Origin of the sequence: Ensifer sp. LC384 (genome assembly GCF_001695865.1) — a bacterium.
Lineage (GTDB): Bacteria > Pseudomonadota > Alphaproteobacteria > Rhizobiales > Rhizobiaceae > Ensifer.
On sequence record NZ_MBST01000001.1, the window covers coordinates 83,529 to 98,697 of the forward strand.

Here is a 15,169-nt window from a genome sequence, read left to right on the forward strand (position 1 = left end):
AGGTAGAGAGACGAGAGGCGGCCGCCTTGCCGCTGTGGTAATCTGGCGTCAGTCGGAGCGGGCGTCCATGAGCGATACGCGGAAAATTGCGGCCATCCTTGTCGCTGACGTGGTCGGCTACAGCCGGCTGGCCGGCCTCGACGAAGAGCGCATCCTGGCGCGGCTGCGCACGCTTCGCAGCGACCTGATCGACCCCACCATCGCCGTCTACAACGGCCGCATCGTCAAGCGCACCGGCGATGGCAGCCTCATCGAGTTCCGCAGCGTCGTCGATGCCGTGCGCTGCGCCATCGAGGTGCAGAGCGCCATGCTGGAGCGCAATGCCGGCGTGCCCGAGGATCGCCGCATCGAGTTCCGCATCGGCATTCACCTCGGCGACGTCGTCGAGGAAAGTGACGGCGACCTGATGGGCGATGGCGTCAATATCGCCTCGCGGCTGGAAGGCATCGCCCGCCCCGGCTCGATCTGTCTTTCCGAGGATGCCTACCGCCAGGTGAAGGCGCGGCTGGATCTGGCCGCGACCGACCTCGGCGCCACGCAGCTGAAGAACATCGTCGAGCCGATCCGGATCTATGCGCTGGAGATCGGCCTTGCGCGTGGGGCCGATGGCCCGGCGCCGGTCCCCTCGCCGGTACAGGTACAGCCGCAGCCGCAGCCGCCGTCCTCGTACCACCTGCCCGAAAAGCCCTCCATCGCCGTGCTCGCCTTCGACAACATGAGCGGCGATGCCGAGCAGGAATATTTCTCCGACGGCATCAGCGAGGACATCATCACCGATCTCTCCCGGCTGCCGGAGCTGCATGTCATCGCCCGCAACTCGTCCTTCGTCTACAAGAACGCCGCCGTCTCCGTGCCGGAGGTCGCCAAGGCGCTCGGCGTGCGCTACGTGCTAGAGGGCAGCGTGCGCAAGGCCGGCAACCGCGTGCGCGTCACCGCGCAATTGATCGATGCCCATGACGGCGGCCACGTCTGGGCCAACCGCTTCGACCGCGATCTCACCGATATTTTTGCCGTTCAGGACGAACTGACGCGGGAGATCGTCACGGCGCTGAAAGTCCAGCTGACGGGCGGCGACCAGGGCCGGCTCGCCGGCGGCCGCCCCGTCGACGTCAAGGCCTACGAGCTGCTGCTGCGCGGCCGCGAGCAGGCATCAGTGCACACCCTTCTCGCCAATGCCGCCGGGCGCAGCCTGGCCGAAGCCGCCATCGCCATCGACCCGGACTATGCCGCAGCCCATGCGCTCATCGCCTTCACCCACGTGCTCGACTACGTCAACGACTGGAGCGCCGACCCCGAGCAGTCGTTGCGCACCGGCCGGGCGCTTGCCGAGCGGGCCGTAGCAATGGCCAACGACCAGCCTGACGGCCACTGCTCGCTCAGCATCGCCTGCATGTGGATGAGAGAGCTGGATCGCGCGAAAGAGGAGGCGCAACTGGGGCTGGCGCTTGCACCCAGCTCGGCGCAGCTTCACATGGCGCTTGCCCACGCGCTGATCTTCTCCGGCGATCCGAAGGCAGCGCTCGACGAACTCGAAATCTCCATGCGGCTCGACCCGCTCTATCCTGAAGTGCTGCTGCAGTTCCTCGGCGACGCCCACTTTTCGCTCGGCAATTACGAAACGGCGATCCTGGCGATCGAGGCCCGGCTGATGCGAAACCCGCATTCGGAAACCGCCTATGCCCTGCTCGCCTCCTGCCACGGCCACCTCGGCCGGCCGGAGCAAAGCCGCCAGGCGTGGAACCGGGCGCTCGAACTCAACCCCAATTTCTCCATCGCCCGCCGCCGCCGCGTCCTGCCCTTCCGCAACCCGGACGATTTCGAACGCCGTGTCGAGGGACTGCGCAAGGCGGGGCTGGTGGCGTGAGGGGGGCGGGTTGCTCGTGTGCCCAATTGCCGCCAAGCCTGTTACCGTCGATCAAGTATCTCGCTTGGACAGGATCGGCTGAAGCGTATCCAGCAGCGGTTGAGGAGACACGGCCTCGCCGGTCGGCGTCCAGGAATTCTGGAACTCGGCAATCTCGATACCGATCACGGGATGCTGGGCGATCACCTCGCAGCAGCGGCGCAGGTCGTCCAGCGACAGTCCGCCTTCATGCACGTAGTCGGTGGGGACGATGCCCGGATTCAGGACGTCGCAATCGAGATGCACATAGACCGGCCGGCCAGCGATCGCCTTCTGCAGGCCCGCCACGAGGTCGTCCTGCGGCTTGATATGCGGGATCGCATGGCGTTCGATCAGGTCCTCTTCGAACGGATCGAGGTCGCGCTGGCCCACCAGAACGATCCGATCAAGCCCGAGCCCTGTCCCGAGGCCGGACTCCCAAAGTCCGGTGGGCCCGGCAAGCGCGAGGCCACCGAGGTAGCCGGTCGTCGTGGCCTCGGGCGTGTTGAGATCGGCATGGGAGTCGAACCAGACGATGCAGGCCGAAGGATGGTGTTTTGCGACGGCAGGCAAAGTCGCCGATGAAACGGCGCAGCGGCTGGTCGCGGCGATCGAAACGCCGCCGCTGGCGAATACCTCGTCAAACCTTGCCTGCACTTGGCGAAGCGCAGGCATCGCAGCATCCAGTTCGTCGCGCCAGCCGATATTCAGAGCCGGTTCGGGGTTGCCGACCACGACGGGCTGGATACCCGTTTTCCGTTCCAGCGCTTCGCCGATGGCTCTCGCTCCCGGCATCGCCAGATCATTGTGGTCCCCTGCACGTCCCTGAAAAACCGTATATGCGATGCTCATTTGAACGCCCTAATCCTCCGCCCAGAGTTTCCGAGGGCTGTCGACCCAAACCTCACCCGGCTGCAACAGCCTCCGTTACCGCCAGTTCCGCCATGGCGAGCGCCGCCTCGCGGGTTTTGGCGGCGGCGATGAAGCGGCCGTTGTGGCAGAAGCTTGCACCCTCAACGCCGCAGGCGGCCTCCAGGTCACCGTTGGTCAGGCCCGCCCAGGCGGCCGGCAGGTCGGCGCGCAGCTCGAACCCTTCGTCGGCGCGGCGGATGCCGGTCAGGCACCAGTCCTTGTCGCGCGGGTGAACGACGAACAGCAGGTGATCGGCGCCCGCCTTCACGATGGCGGGGCGGAACGGCATGCCCATCGGAAGCTCCAGCACGCGGCCTTCGCCCGTTTCGACGATCGCCTGGTGCACGACGGCTTCGGCCCGCAACTTTGCGGCGCTGCGCCCAATGCTGGCCTCGACGAAACTCCGGGCGATGGCGAGTGCTGAATGGAAGGCGCGATCATCGGCCCCGGGATCGGTCTCGTCGAAAACCGGCTTCAAGGTTTCCAGGAGCGCCGGCAGCGTCAGCCCGGCAAGCGGCCCGGCAACGGACGGGCTGAGCGCGCCGTTGTCCACCAGATCGACCGGCAGCACGAAGCTCCTGTCGAACGAGGCGTGCATCGCCTCGACATGCGCGTGCGGGACATCGGAGGCAGCGAGATAATCGCGGCCATAATGCTTCCAGATCAAGCCGAACGAGCTATAGGGCTGGCCGTCGTCGCGTAGCGGGGCGCCGCGCTGGTGGTGATCGAAAATCCCGGCTGCGGCGTCATAGGCGCCGCCGACGTCGTAGATGATGCGGTCGCCGCCTGGCGTGATCCACTCCGGCGCCCGGCTGCGAATGATGCGCGCCTGCGGAAACAGCCGGGTCAGGATGACGCTCGACAGCAGCTCATCGGCATGGAAGCCACCGGAATGGGTGACGAGGAAATCTGGGATCATGCCGAGGTGCGCCTTGTGGTTTTCTGAGGAATGTCCGCCCGAGGGCGTTTGCCGTTGGCACCAGATAGCCCTTGCCGGATACCATCTCAACCCATCACTCACTTATTCCAGCTTATGGGCCGCCTTCGGCGTCCGTGGCTCGGTCCGGCAGTTGGCCGCCTCTCGTTTCACCCCTGCCCGAGGTCGAGCGACCAGGTCTGGCCCACCAGGTCCTTGCCGAAGGAATGGTGCGGCGCTTCCTCGAGGAGCGTGAAGCCGGCGCGCTCGTAGATGCGGCGGGCCGAGGTCAGCACGCTGTTGGTCCAAAGTACAAGCGTGTGATAGCCGACAGTGCGGGCACGGCCGATGCAGGCATCAACCAGTGCCGCCCCGACACCCCGGCCGCGCGCATCCGGCTCGACATAGAGCAGCCGGAGCTTGGCCACGCCGGACTTGTCGCCGGCCACGAGGAAGATCGAGCCGACGACGCGCCCGTCGATCTCGGCGATCCAGGCTGCCTCGCGGGCCGGGTCGAAGGATTGCACGAAATCCGCAAGGATGCGCGAGGCGAGCGCCTCATACTCCTGGTTCCAGCCATATTCCTGAACGTAGAGAACGGTCTGGCGGTGGATGATCCACCCGAGATCGCCCGGCCTCAGATCGCGCAGCAGCAGTTCGCCTGCCGCCCTTTGCTCAAGGATCTCGCTGATGGTGCCGGTGGCCGCGATCAGGCGCTTGCGCTCGGCCGGCGGCAAGGTATCGAGCAGCGCGCCAATGGCCTCGCGGGTGTTCTGCTCCAGGGCTGCGAAGGTGGTGCGTCCGGCCGGGGTCAGCGAGATCGGCTGGCGGCGACCGCCCTCGGGATGGTCCGACTTCTCGACCAGCCCGCGATCGGCAAACCGCTTCAGCGTGCGGCTCAGCTGGGCGCGATCGACCTGAAGTATGCGCATCAGCTCAGCCGCCGTCGGCTCTTGCCGGTGGGCAAGCTCGTAGAGGATACGCGCTTCGGTGAGCGTGAACGGGCTCTGGTCGAGATGGGCGTTCAAGAGGCCGAGACGGTTGGTATAGAGGCGGTTGAAGGCGCGCAGCGCCGCCACGTCAGGGTGATCGATGGTGAGTGTCATGGGGATGATCCAGCCTAAGTTGACTCAATCAACAACTATCTGTTGATTGAGTCAACATGAAACGCGACCGGGCACCGTGCGCGCAATTATCGGCCTCGGGGGAATCCGCCGAACCGATGGCCGGTCGCGCGGCTCTTAATTCCTGGCCCCGAGCGCCAGCCGGCAGGCAAGCCCGGCAAAGACGGTGGCGAGCAGATATTGCGGCAGTTTTCTGAAACGGGCGGGTGCCGAAAGCCGGCTGCGGATCTGGCCGCCGAGCAGGATCACCGCGCCGTTGACCAGAAAGCCGATGCCGTTCAGCACCGTCGCCAGCACCAGCGTCTGCACGATCATTGCGCCGTTTTCGGGCCGGATGAACTGCGGAAACAGTGCCAGCACGAACAGCGCCATCTTCGGGTTGAGCAGGTTGGTCAGCAGTCCCTCGCCAAAAATCCGCCTGAGCGACAGGCGTTTCAGCGACGAGGTCGGGGAAAAATCGATCGCCTGCGAGCGCCAGGTCTTCCAGGCGAGATAGAGGAGATAGGCGCACCCGGCCCAGCGCACGATCTCATAGGCGATCGGTACGGTGGCGATCAGGTGCGACAACCCGAGCGCTGCGGCAAGCGCATGGCAATAGGTGCCGAGCGCGATGCCGGCATAGGTAAGGAACCCCGCCCCCTGCCCCTGGCTGACGCTGCGTGAAGCGATCAGCAGCATATCGGGACCGGGCGTGGCGGTCAGCACCAGCGACGCGGCGGCGAAAAATAGAAGTGTAGAGAAATCCGGCATGACATCTTCCTTTGAGGTGGCCGGAATTTCGGTTTAGCCGGATTCGTGGGAATGGCAAGGCCGGAGCGAACGAGGAATGGAAGCCCACGGCTGCACCGGCCTTCGGCGTTAAGCAACGCGACAAATGCAAGTTGAACGCGGCACGATTCGAACGTAGAGGGCGGCGTCTCATTATAATCAGGGGTTGAAACTCAATGTTCATTTCAGTCAAGCAAGTGCTCGCCGCCGCGGCGATCGGCTTTGCCCTCATCCCGGGCCTGGCCAAGGCGGAATCCTTGGCCCAGCTCGAAAAGCAGGGCTATAAAGTCAGCAAGCTCACGAAGAACAAGTCCGGTTCACAGGGCTGGATCGCCTCCAACGGCGACAAGCGGTTTTTCTGCCGCATGAATGTCAGCATAGCCGTCGTGAACAAGAAACAGCTGGTGAGCATTACTGCCGGCGGGCGCCTGGTCAAGCTGGATCGCGCCACCTTCGAGGCGTCGTTGGGCGGTCCCGATCCGTCACTCCCGCTCTGGAGCGACCTTCAGGCGGGCCGCGTCAAGGCGCCTCACGTCAAGGGCTGCACGTCCCTTCGCTGATCGACATAGGCAGGCCTGCGCCTTGGTTTAGGTGCGGGCCCGCCCAGTCGCCTTAGCGATAATCCACCCAGATGCCGCCGGCGTCGGCCGAGCGCACGCAGTTCTCCACCCAGCGCACGCCCTCGAGCCCGGCATCGATGCCGGGGAAGACGAGGTCGTCGAGCCCCTCGGGCGTAAGGCCCCGCTTGCCGCCGATCGCCAGGGCGAAGCGGCGATAGAGATTGGCCCAGGCCTCGAACAGGCCCTCCGGGTGGCCGCCGCCGATGCGGTCGTCGATGCGGGCCTCCGGGTAGAGATAGTCCATGCCGCGCTCGAGGATGCGCACCGGCTCGCCCTGGATCTCGTAGGAAAGCTGGTTCGGCCGCTCGTCCCACCATTCGATGCTGGCCCTGGAGCCGACGATGCGCACCTTCTGCCCGTGCATCGAGCCGGCATTGACGGCGCTCGACCAGACGGTGGCGATGGCGCCGTTGTCGTATTCCATCAGCGTTACCGCATTGTCCTCGAGCGGTGCCCGGCTCTTGACGAAGCTTTGCCGCGTGCACATCAGCCGCTTGATCTTCAGATGCGGCAGGATCACCTCGGAGAGGTAGAGCGGGTGCGTTCCGACATCGCCGAGCACATAGCTCGGCCCGGCAAGTCTCGGGTCGACGCGCCAGCGGGTCGAAGGATTCTGCTGCTCGACGGCGGCGCTGTGGAAGCCATGGGCGAACTGCAGGTTGACGATGCGGATCTCGCCGAGATCGCCATGCCTCACCATGGCGCGGGCCTGCTCGATCATCTGGTGGCCGGCATAACCATAGGTCACGCCGACGATGCGGTCGCGCGCCTCAGACAGCGCCTTCAGCTCCTGCGCCTCCGCAACGGTAAAGCAGAGCGGCTTTTCGCAGACCACATGCAGGTCATGCTCGAGCGCCGCCTTGCAGATGGCGAAATGGGTGTTGTTGGGCGTGGCGATCGATACCGCCTCGATGCCGTCGGGCCTGCTGGCCTCGGCGGAAAACATCGTCGCATAGTCGGCATAGCTGCGCGCTGCGTCGAGGCCGAGATCGAGGCCGAAGGCGCGGCCGCGCTCGGCATCGATGTCGAAGGCGCCGGCCACCAGCTCGAACGTATTGTCCCTCAGCGCCGCCGAGCGGTGGATCGAGCCGATCTGGCTGCCGCGCCCGCCGCCCACCATTGCCCAGCGGATCGGCCTTCTCTTCGTTTCCGTCATGATCTTTTTTCCTGTGTGCTTGAGCGTTGGGTGCGTGCCAGTTTCAAAACCCGACCGAACGCAGATAGTCGCGGCTTTCCCTGACGTCCGCGAGGCTGCCGGCCACGCTTCTCGGATCGCGCTCCTGCTCCACCGTGATGAAGCCGTGGTAGCCGATCTCCTCCAGCGCTTGGCCGACGGCGGGATAGTCGATCACCCCTCGACCGATCGGGCACATCACCCCTTGAGCGCAGGCCTCGAAGAAGCGGATTTTTTCGCCCATCACCCGGTCGAACACCGCCTGGTCGATATCCTTGAAATGCACATAATCGAGCCGGTCGGCAAAGCGCCGCAGCGTCTCCACCGGGTCCATGCCGGCGTAATAGGTGTGGCCGGTATCGAGGCAGAAGCCGGCGATCTCCAGCGGCACATCGCGGGCGATGCGCTCGATCTCGTCGGCAAATTCGATATGGCCGCCGGCATGGGGGTGGATCACGGCGCGCACGCCATATCCGCTGGCGCGCTCGGCGATCGCCTTGATGTTGGCGACCATGCCCGCCCAGGCCTCATCGGAAAGTCGCGGCGCGCGGTCGAAATGCCCGGCCGCATAGTCCCGCTCGTCATGGCCCCAGTCCATGACGGTGAGGTAAGGCGTTGCAAACCTCTGGCCGGCCACCTGTGGCGGTTGCGGCAGCCGGGTGATGACGGCGCAGATCTCGTCCGTCTGACGCAGAAGGTTGTCGCGATTATCAGACGAAACCAGATCGTCGAAGATCGTGCCGGCGACGATGAAGAGGTTGCGTTCGGCAAGTGCCGCGGCAACCAGCCGGTCGTCGAGCGGCACATAGCCGTAAGGCCCGAGCTCGAGCCCGCCATAGCCGGCGGCCGCCGCCTCGTCGAACACGCGGCTCCAGGCCGGCAGGTTGGGGTTGTTGACGTCGTCCACGCCCCAGCAGCAGGGGGCGGTCGTGATCGTGATGCTCACGGCTTCATTCCCTAATTGGATGATGATGACAGGCTTCGCGTCAGCCGCGCGTCCAGTATTTGTCGACGTATTTCTGGATCTCGGCGCGCATGAACTTGCCGGAAGCATCCGCACGTTCCTCCCAGCCGAAGACGCAGGCCGTGACGATGCCGTCGAAGCCGACTTCGGCGAGCGAGGAGAAGAACACGTCCCAGTCGATCTCGCCCTGGTACATGTCCATATGCTGGTGGATCGTCACCTTGGCGCCCGGCGGGTTGACGATGTAGCGCAGGCCCGAGGAGGCCTTGTGATTGTAGGTGTCGGCCACATGCACATGGGCGATCAGCGGCCCGGCATCGCGGATCATCTTCGCCATGTCATCACCGAAATAGAAAGTGTGCGGCGCGCAATAGAGGAATTTGACGTTTTTCGAGCCGATCGTCTTCAGCATGTCGATCGCCGGATGCAGCGTCTCGCACCAGTCCTCCGGATGCGGCTCCATGTTGAGCGTCACGCCTTCCTTCTCGAAGACCGGCACCAGTTCCTCGATCGACCGCCACCAGGCCGCCTCGCTGTGTTCATGCGTATGCATGCCGCCGCAGCAGCTCAACCGGTGGCCGCGATCCGGCGAAGGCCCGCGGCCGAACTCCGAATTCATGGTGTCGCAATCCATCTCGACGGCGATGCGGATCGCTTCCTTCCAGTAGCGCACCGCGGCCTGGCGCTCGTCCTCATGCGGGCTAGCCCAACGATACATCGGCAGCAGGGATGCGAGCTTGACGCCATGGTCCTTCAACGCCGATTTGAACTCGGCGATACGCTCCTTGTGCGCCCGCGGCCGCACCCACCAGGGCAGGAAGTCGTCGCGCGGCGACAGTTCGATGTGGTCGTAGCCGAGCTCGGCCGCCTTGCGGCAAAGCTCGCTGAGCCCGAGATGACGGTGCATATGGGGGTCGAGTGCGATTTTCATGGTGCTCCTCCATCATCGCCGCGCATCCCTGCCGGCGGATGATCCTTCGCGGGATCGTTTCGAACTTCGGTCTCTCCTCCCGAATTGCCTGCAGGATAGCCCTGCCCCCGGCCCGGCTCCAATGCTTCGGTGATCAAATTTGATCATTGACGACACTGGCATCGAGTGCTGATCTGCGATCGAAGATTTGGAGGTGATGGTGGCAAAAGCGACGTTGAAGGATGTGGCGGCAGCAGCCGGCGTCGGCACGGCCACGGTCGAGCGCGTCTTGAACGGTCGCGGCGGGGTGCGGCCCGAAACGGTCGAAAAAGTCCTGCTCGCCGCCAGAAGGCTCGGTTACGGCCGCACGCTGCCGGAAAGCCATCGCGGCATCATCCGCATCGAGGTCATACTCGTTCGGCCGGAGACCAGTTTCTACTCGCGCATGAACCAGGCCTTCGAGCGCATCGCCGCCTCGCTCGACCACAGCATCGCCGTCCACCGCACCTTTGCCCGCGAAAACGACCCGGTCGATTTTGTCCGCATCATCGCCACCCCGAAACTGCGACGCTCGGCGCTGATCGTCGTGGCCCCGGACCATCCCGATGTGGTCGAGAGCGTCAGAAAGGCGGCAAGCCTCGGCATTCCCGTCGTCCAGATCATGACCCGTCCGGCGCCGGAACTGCCCTATGTCGGCATCGACAACTACGCTGCCGGGCGCACGGCCGCCCACTACATGTCGCAGATGCTTTCGGCGCGTACCGGTTCCTTCGTCGCGCTCTGCCATAGCGGCGCCTACGAGAACCACAAGGAACGCATTCGCGGCTTCTCCACCTATCTCGACGAGCAGGGCGACGCGGCTCACCGCTTCACGCAAGTGATGTTCGACCGCGACGACGAACACGATGCGATGGAGCTTCTCGGCAGAGCCCTTGCCCGCGACCCCGATATCATCGGCGTCTACAGCGCCGGCGGCGACAACAACGGCGTCGCCAAGGTACTGAAGGCCAATGCGCTGAAGAGTGGGGCCGACGCCAAAATCTTCTGGGTCGGCCATGAACTGACCGAGCAGACGCGGCGCTACCTGCGCCAACGGCTGATGTCGATCGTGCTCGACCAGGCGCCCGAGATCCAGGCCCGGCGCTCGATCGACCTGACCCTGAAAAGTCTCGGCCTCATGGAGGTGGAGGTCAGCACCGAGCCCGTACGCTTCCTGACCGTCACCTCGGAAAATCTTTGATCGAACACCCGCCTGCGGCCAGTATCTGCGTCGAAAACAGTGCCATTTCCCATCCGAAGCGCGCGCTCAGCGCACTTTTTTTCGGGGGGCGGCTGCCTCGACCAAGGCCCCGTATCGTAAGGTTTCCAAACGATTTTTCTCAGGAGCGACCGGGGTCTGGCCGGCCGGTGGTGCCGCTCTATCCACTCAAAAATGCCTTGGCCAGGTTGCCTTGACGGTCGCCCTGACTATATTAGCGATGCCTGATCGCCACTCATTGTTCGAGTCGCACGATACTTTCGGGCCCCCTTCACCCGACGAAACTCCTTGTCGGTGGACCAACGAAGGAGACATTTCATGTCCTTTAAGAAAAATCTGAATAAGGCTTCCGACGCCACTGTTTCCCGCGTCAGCATCGGAGCCGCTGTAAAGCGTTCGCGTGAATCCCACGGCTACACTGTCGATGAAATGTCGGTCACAACAGGCCTGACGGAAACCGAAATTTCCAAGGTCGAACTCGGTGCCGATGCCGATCCCGTCAAGCTGCAGCGCATCGCCGCTGCCTTGCAAGTCCCGCCTGTCACCTTCACCGCGATGCGATAGCAGCGGTGCCGGGCATATCGTGCCCAAACCGGGCGCCCTGCCCACCCCGAAATGCGGACTGGAAAGACCATTCTCTTGCAGCAAGGCGTAACCGCCGCTGCTTCAAGCCGAGAGTCTGAACTGAAATCTGGCCTTCACGGCCATTGGCTCAAAAGGGAAAGCCGGGGTTTTGCCCCGGCTTCCTTCATATGTGCCCCCTCGTGCGAGAGCGTGCGGCCTTCATTGCCGCGAGAGATACACCTTCATCTGCGCGGCCATATCCTCGACAGCCTCGCCGGTCACGTCGACCAGTGCCTTCTTCACCACGCCGGTAAACGGATAGGGCGCCTTGTAGGCAGCATCCATGGTCGGCGACCCGGAATCCGCCCCGACGCAGACACCTGCGGCGAGGCCAAGCGAGATCGGGATGGTCACCGGCAGGTCGCCGGTCCCGGCCTGCTTGCCGTCGACGAACAGCTTGATATTGGCCGGCACGCCCTTGCCCTTGGCGATGTCGGCCTTACCGGTCGGGGTGAACTCGAAGCTGAAGATATGATCGCCTTCGGGAATGGCCGCGTCCGACTGCACGGTGAAGCGCTGGTCGGCGACATAGTTGTAGCCGTAGATCAGCTTGCCCTCCTGGACGTAGAACGAGAACCCGCCGTCGACGCCGCCCATCGAGATCAGCACACCCTCCGCGCCCCCCTTCGGCACGTTCGCCTCGACGGAAATCGAATGGGCGACATTGACGAGATAGGGCGCTGCACTTCCCGGCACGACCTGGGTACCCGGGTAGTAGATGTACTTCTTGCGATTGGCCGCGATCTGCGGGCGTTCATCGGCAAAGCGCGCGGTACCGCGGCTGTCGATCGGCAACACGTTGTATTTGCCCGCCTCGACATACCACATGCCGATCATCGCGATCAGCCGGTCGCGTTCCGTCTCGGCCAAGTTCTTCGTCTCCGAAAAATCCTCCTTGAGGTTGTAGAGCTCCCACCCCTTGGCATCGAGCTCGATGAGTTTTTCATACGAGATCGGCGCGCCGAAGGTCAGGCCCGACTCCGTGAAGGAGGTTCCCGGCCACGGGCACACCGCACGCCAGCCGTCGTGATAGAGCGAGCGGTGCCCGAACATCTCGAAATACTGGGTGATATGCAGCGACGGCGCATCGGCGTCATCGAAGGAGGACTTCAGGCTGAAGCCCTGGATCGGCGACTGGGTGACGCCGCGGATCTGCGCCGGCGGCTCGATCCCCAGCGCATCGAGCACTGTCGGCACCATGTCGATCCCATGGCAGTACTGGCTGCGGATCTCGCCCCTGGTCTTGATGCCCTTGGGCCAGACGATCATGAACGGATCGGACACGCCGCCGCGATAGGTCTCCCGCTTCCAGCGGCGGAAGGGCGTGTTGCCGGCATGGGTCCAGCCGAAGGCATAGTGGTTGAAATATTTCGGGCCACCGAGATCATCGATCGCGGCGAGGTTCTGCTGGAGATCGTCAGGCACGTTGTTGAAGAACTTGCCTTCGTTGACCGAGCCGTTCGGCCCGCCTTCGGCACTGGCGCCATTGTCGGAAACGACCATGATCAGCGTGTTTTCGTATTCGCCCATGTCCTTCAGGAAGGCGATCAGCTCGCCGATATAATGGTCGGTGTGTTCGAGGAAGCCTGCAAAGACCTCCATCATTCGGGCAAACAGCCGCCGTTCGTCCGCGGACATTTTCTGCCAGTCCTGCACATCCGGGTCGTGGCGCGACAGAACGGTATTCTCCGGGATGATGCCGATCTGCTTCTGTTTGGCGAAGACCTTTTCGCGATAGGCATCCCAGCCGTCGTCGAACTGGCCCTTGTATTTGTCGGCCCATTCCTTCGGCACGTGATGAGGCGCGTGCATCGCGCCGGGGGCGAAGTAGACGAAGAAGGGTTTGCTGGGCGCCACCTGCTTGGAGTCAGCGATCATCGACTTGGCCTTGGCGACCAGATCCGGCGTCAGGTGATACCCCTCTTCCGGCGTCTTGTCCGGCTCCGTCTGGCTGTTGTCGCGCACGAGTTCCGGATAATACTGGTGGGTATCGCCGCCGAGGAAGCCGAAGTAGCGCTCGAACCCCCGCCCCAGTGGCCAGCGGCTGTAGGGCCCGGCCGCCGAGGTCTGTTCTGCGGGCGTCAGGTGCCACTTGCCGAGCGCATAGCAATTGTAGCCGTTCTGCTGCAGGATTTCCGAGAGGAAGCCGTTTTCGAACGGTATCTGGCCGTTCGCACCGGGGAACCCCTCCGAGCCCTCGGTGATGCAGGCCATGCCGTTTGAGTGGTGGTTGCGTCCGGTGAGAAAGCAGGATCGCGAGGGCGAGCAAAGCGCCGTCGTGTGCATGTTGCTGTAACGCAGACCGTCGGCGGCAAGCGCATCCAAGTTGGGCGTGTGGATCGGGCTGCCGAAACAGCCGAGCTGGCCGAAGCCCGTGTCGTCGAGAACGATGAACAGCACATTGGCGGTCCCCTCGCGCGCCCTTGTCGGCGCCGGCCAGGCGGGCTGCGAAACATCGAACGTGCGCCCGATGACGCCGGAGAATGCCTGTCCCGGCGGGTATTCCTTCAGTTCGGCCTCAGCCGGGCGGGCACTGAGCCCTGCAGTCGCGGCAATGGCGGTGCTGCCAAGCAAAACGCCGCGACGTGTCAGTTTGATATCGTCACTCATCTGCCTTCCTCCGTTGTCTGGTCACGCTGGATCAAAGGTCATGGGGAGTTGGAAAGACTACGCGCCCAATAGGGGCGTATCGATGCGGCGCGAAATTTAGCACAAACTAAACTTAAGGGCTATGTTTACCCCCTTCATCACCACTGCAAGTGTCGCGCGGTGAGCGCATCGACAAAAAGAAAAGCCGAGGTTTTCACCCCGGCTTTCCGCATGTGTCTGATGGCTACAGCGCCGCGCGTCAAATATGACGCGCAAAGGACGCTGTAACGCTTTAAACTTGCTGCATAATTTTATCCTTAAATCGGATCCGATTTAAGGAATTATGCCGTAAGGCTTAGTTCTTCGCCTTGTCGACCAGCTTGTTCTTGCCGATCCAGGGCATCATGCCGCGCAGCTTGGCGCCGACTTCTTCGATCTGGTGGGCGTCGTTGACGCGGCGGATGCCCTTGAAGCGGGCTGCACCCGACTTGTATTCCTGCATCCATTCCGAGGTGAACTTGCCGGTCTGGATATCCTTGAGGACGCGCTTCATCTCGGCCTTGGTTTCTTCCGTGATGATGCGCGGGCCGGTGACGTATTCGCCCCATTCGGCCGTGTTGGAGATCGAGTAGTTCATGTTGGCGATGCCGCCTTCATAGATCAGGTCGACGATCAGCTTCACTTCGTGCAGGCACTCGAAATAGGCCATTTCCGGCGCGTAGCCGCCTTCGACCAGCGTTTCAAAGCCGGCGCGGATCAGTTCGACGAGACCGCCGCACAGAACGACCTGTTCGCCGAAGAGGTCGGTTTCGCACTCTTCCTTGAAGTTGGTTTCGATGATGCCCGAACGGCCGCCGCCGACGCCGCAGGCGTAGGAGAGCGCAAGGTCAAGAGCGTTGCCGGAAGCGTCCTGGTGAACGGCAACGAGGCAAGGAACGCCGCCGCCCTTCTGGTATTCGCCGCGGACCGTGTGGCCCGGGCCCTTCGGCGCGATCATGACGACGTCGAGCGAAGCCTTCGGCTCGATCAGGCCGAAGTGAACGTTGAGGCCGTGGGCGAATGCGATCGCAGCACCGTCACGGATGTTGCCGGCGATGTCGGCCTTGTAGATTTCGGCCTGCAGTTCGTCCGGCGTTGCCATCATGATCAGGTCGGCCCACTTGGCAGCTTCGGCTACCGAGAGAACCGAGAGGCCGTCGGCCTCGACCTTGGCAGCCGTTGCCGAACCCGGCTTCAGGGCGATGCGGATTTCCTTGGCGCCGGAGTCCTTCAGGTTCAGCGCATGCGCGCGGCCCTGGCTGCCGTAGCCGACGATGGCGACCTTCTTGGACTTGATGAGGTTGATGTCGGCATCACGATCGTAATAGACGCGCATTTGAATGGTCCTTCCCGTTGCTATTTGTTGTTCCGCTGCACGACGCCCAAAAC

Annotated in this window: 13 protein-coding genes; 4 read left to right on the forward strand and 9 right to left on the reverse strand. The window is 63.6% G+C overall.

What is annotated here, in order from left to right:
- Window positions 1-67: 67 nt before the first annotated feature.
- Window positions 68-1,864: an adenylate/guanylate cyclase domain-containing protein gene (locus BC363_RS00450; protein WP_065786903.1), complete on the forward strand. Its 1,797-nt coding sequence runs from the start codon at window positions 68-70 to the stop codon at window positions 1,862-1,864.
- A gap of 51 nt (window positions 1,865-1,915) precedes the next feature.
- On the opposite strand, the gene BC363_RS00455 is transcribed toward BC363_RS00450, so the two are convergent.
- The 4 genes from BC363_RS00455 to BC363_RS00470 all read right to left on the reverse strand — a co-directional run bounded on the left by BC363_RS00455 (window position 1,916) and on the right by BC363_RS00470 (window position 5,584).
- Complete coding sequence (locus BC363_RS00455; RefSeq protein ID WP_065786902.1) at window positions 1,916-2,734, reverse strand: arginase family protein; 819 nt, start codon at window positions 2,732-2,734, stop codon at window positions 1,916-1,918.
- Between the two features lie 52 nt (window positions 2,735-2,786).
- Entirely contained in the window at window positions 2,787-3,713 is a 927-nt protein-coding gene (locus tag BC363_RS00460) for an MYG1 family protein (RefSeq protein ID WP_065786901.1), read from the reverse strand.
- A gap of 167 nt (window positions 3,714-3,880) precedes the next feature.
- Entirely contained in the window at window positions 3,881-4,816 is a 936-nt protein-coding gene (locus BC363_RS00465; RefSeq protein WP_065786900.1) for a helix-turn-helix domain-containing GNAT family N-acetyltransferase, read from the reverse strand.
- A 135-nt stretch (window positions 4,817-4,951) separates the two neighbouring features.
- On the reverse strand, window positions 4,952-5,584 hold the full coding sequence (locus BC363_RS00470) for a LysE family translocator (protein ID WP_065786899.1): 633 nt from the start codon (window positions 5,582-5,584) through the stop codon (window positions 4,952-4,954).
- 194 nt (window positions 5,585-5,778) lie between these two features.
- Here BC363_RS00470 and BC363_RS00475 point away from each other — a divergent pair, with 194 nt between their 5' ends.
- Entirely contained in the window at window positions 5,779-6,162 is a 384-nt protein-coding gene (locus BC363_RS00475) for a hypothetical protein (RefSeq protein WP_065786898.1), read from the forward strand.
- Between the two features lie 52 nt (window positions 6,163-6,214).
- Here BC363_RS00475 and BC363_RS00480 read toward each other — a convergent pair whose 3' ends face one another.
- Genes BC363_RS00480 through BC363_RS00490 form a run of 3 tightly spaced genes read right to left on the reverse strand, consistent with a single transcriptional unit; the run spans window position 6,215 to window position 9,291 of the window.
- The gene (locus tag BC363_RS00480) at window positions 6,215-7,378 is read right to left on the reverse strand and encodes a Gfo/Idh/MocA family oxidoreductase (RefSeq protein ID WP_065786897.1); all 1,164 of its coding nucleotides are present in this window, start codon (window positions 7,376-7,378) and stop codon (window positions 6,215-6,217) included.
- A gap of 43 nt (window positions 7,379-7,421) precedes the next feature.
- A complete protein-coding gene (locus BC363_RS00485; protein ID WP_065786896.1) occupies window positions 7,422-8,342 on the reverse strand; it encodes a TIM barrel protein in 921 nt (306 codons plus the stop codon).
- Between the two features lie 40 nt (window positions 8,343-8,382).
- Window positions 8,383-9,291 carry a sugar phosphate isomerase/epimerase gene (locus tag BC363_RS00490; protein WP_065786895.1) on the reverse strand — a complete coding sequence of 303 codons (909 nt, stop codon included), beginning with the start codon at window positions 9,289-9,291 and terminating at the stop codon, window positions 8,383-8,385.
- Window positions 9,292-9,487: 196 nt separating this feature from the next.
- On the opposite strand from BC363_RS00490, the gene BC363_RS00495 reads away from it, so the two are divergent.
- Window positions 9,488-10,510: a LacI family DNA-binding transcriptional regulator gene (locus tag BC363_RS00495; protein WP_202618510.1), complete on the forward strand. Its 1,023-nt coding sequence runs from the start codon at window positions 9,488-9,490 to the stop codon at window positions 10,508-10,510.
- Window positions 10,511-10,846: 336 nt separating this feature from the next.
- Window positions 10,847-11,092 carry a helix-turn-helix domain-containing protein gene (locus BC363_RS00500; RefSeq protein ID WP_065786894.1) on the forward strand — a complete coding sequence of 82 codons (246 nt, stop codon included), beginning with the start codon at window positions 10,847-10,849 and terminating at the stop codon, window positions 11,090-11,092.
- A 219-nt stretch (window positions 11,093-11,311) separates the two neighbouring features.
- On the opposite strand, the gene BC363_RS00505 is transcribed toward BC363_RS00500, so the two are convergent.
- Window positions 11,312-13,762, reverse strand: coding sequence for an arylsulfatase (locus BC363_RS00505; RefSeq protein WP_083223737.1), 2,451 nt, complete (start codon window positions 13,760-13,762; stop codon window positions 11,312-11,314).
- Window positions 13,763-14,096: 334 nt separating this feature from the next.
- Window positions 14,097-15,116, reverse strand: coding sequence for a ketol-acid reductoisomerase (ilvC, locus tag BC363_RS00510; protein WP_065775359.1), 1,020 nt, complete (start codon window positions 15,114-15,116; stop codon window positions 14,097-14,099).
- Window positions 15,117-15,169: the final 53 nt, after the last annotated feature.